This is a genomic window from Leucobacter chromiiresistens (assembly GCF_001477055.1).
Classification (GTDB): Bacteria; Actinomycetota; Actinomycetes; order Actinomycetales; family Microbacteriaceae; genus Leucobacter; species Leucobacter chromiiresistens_A.
Map to the genome: position 1 here is coordinate 1 of NZ_LDRK01000137.1, position 1,692 is coordinate 1,692.

The 1,692-nt window shown below is 69.0% G+C and carries 1 protein-coding gene; it reads right to left on the bottom strand.

Going from position 1 to position 1,692, the window contains the following annotated elements; translation table 11 throughout:
* Nucleotides 1-1,499 (bottom strand): acyl-CoA carboxylase subunit beta (locus NS354_RS12575; RefSeq protein WP_058594791.1); only part of this gene is annotated, 1,499 nt, incomplete at its 3' end.
* Nucleotides 1,500-1,692: the final 193 nt, after the last annotated feature.

The window sequence follows — 1,692 nt, forward strand, 5'->3', positions numbered from 1 at the left end:
GCCGCGCAGGCCGCCTCGCGGTGATCAAGGCGCTCCGCCGCCAGGAAGGGGGAGGTGACGTCGGCGGTGTACCGGGCGGTGAGCTCCGCCCGCAGCGCCTCGACGTCGTCGCCGCGCTCGGCGGCCGCGGCGAGCTCCTTGCGGTAGAGGATGTTCACGGCGCCCGCGCCGCCCATGACGGCGATCTCGGCGGTGGGCCACGCGATGTTGAAGTCGGCGCCCATCTGCTTGGATCCCATCACGATGTACGCGCCGCCGTAGGCCTTGCGGGTGATGATGGTGACGAGCGGCACGGTGGCCTCGGCGTAGGCGTAGAGCAGCTTCGCGCCGCGGCGGATGACGCCCTGGAACTCCTGGTCGGTGCCGGGCAGGTAGCCGGGCACGTCGACGAGGGTGAGGATCGGAATGGAGAACGCGTCGCAGAACCGCACGAAGCGCGCCGCCTTCTCGCTCGCGTCGATGTTGAGGGTGCCCGCCATCTGGCTGGGCTGGTTGGCGACGATGCCGACGGTGCGGCCTTCGACGCGACCGAACCCGATGAGCATGTTCGGCGCGAACAGCGGCTGGACCTCGAGGAAATCGCCGCTGTCGAGGATCGCCTCGATGACGGTGAGCATGTCGTAGGGCTGATTGGGGCTGTCGGGGATCAGCGTGTTGAGGCGCCGGTCCGCGTCGGTGATCTCGAGCGCCGTGTCGGTGTCGTAGATCGGCGCCTCGGCCAGGTTGTTGTCGGGGAGGTAGCTGATGAGCGCGCGGGCGTAGTCGAGCGCGTCGTGCTCGTCGCTCGCCAAGTAGTGCGAGACGCCGCTGGTCTTGTTGTGGGTGAGGGCGCCGCCGAGCTCTTCGAAGCCGACCTCCTCGCCGGTGACGGTCTTGATGACGTCCGGGCCGGTGACGAACATGTGGCTCGTCTTGTCGACCATGATGACGAAGTCGGTGAGCGCGGGGGAGTAGACGGCGCCGCCGGCCGACGGTCCCATCACGATGGAGATCTGCGGGATGACGCCGGAGCACATGGTGTTCAGGCGGAAGATGCTCGCGTACTTGGAGAGGGCGACGACGCCCTCCTGGATGCGCGCCCCGCCGGAGTCGAGGATCCCGAGCACGGGGGCTCCGGTCTTCAGGGCGAACTCCATGGCCTTCACGATCTTCTCGCCGGCGACCTCGCCGAGCGATCCGCCGAACGTGGTGAAGTCCTGCGAGTACACGACCACCTGGCGGCCGTGGATCGTTCCCGCGCCGGTCACGACGGAGTCGCCGAAGGGGTGCGACTGCTCCATGCCGAAGCCCTGGGAGCGGTGCTTGACGAACTTGTCGAACTCGACGAACGAGCCCGTGTCGAGCAGTGCCGCGATGCGCTCGCGTGCGGTCATCTTGCCCCGCGCGTGCTGCTTCGCCGCGGCCGCCGCGTCTCGGTCGCCGACGGCTTCCTGGTACTTGCGGCGATGGTCCGCGATGCGGTCGGCGGTCGTCGCGGGTGCGGTGTTCTCTGCAGTCACGCCTGCCAGCCTAGCGCGGAGGGCATGCCCGCACCCTCCGAACCTCTCCAACGGAATCGAAACTCCTTGGTGCGAACCCTACGAAATCAGTCGAACATGTCGCCCAGCAGTCCGCCGAGCAGCACGCCTCCGATCACCGGGCCGAGCACGCCCCCGCCGCCGCCGCCGACTCCTCCGCGGCCGCGGCCGCGGA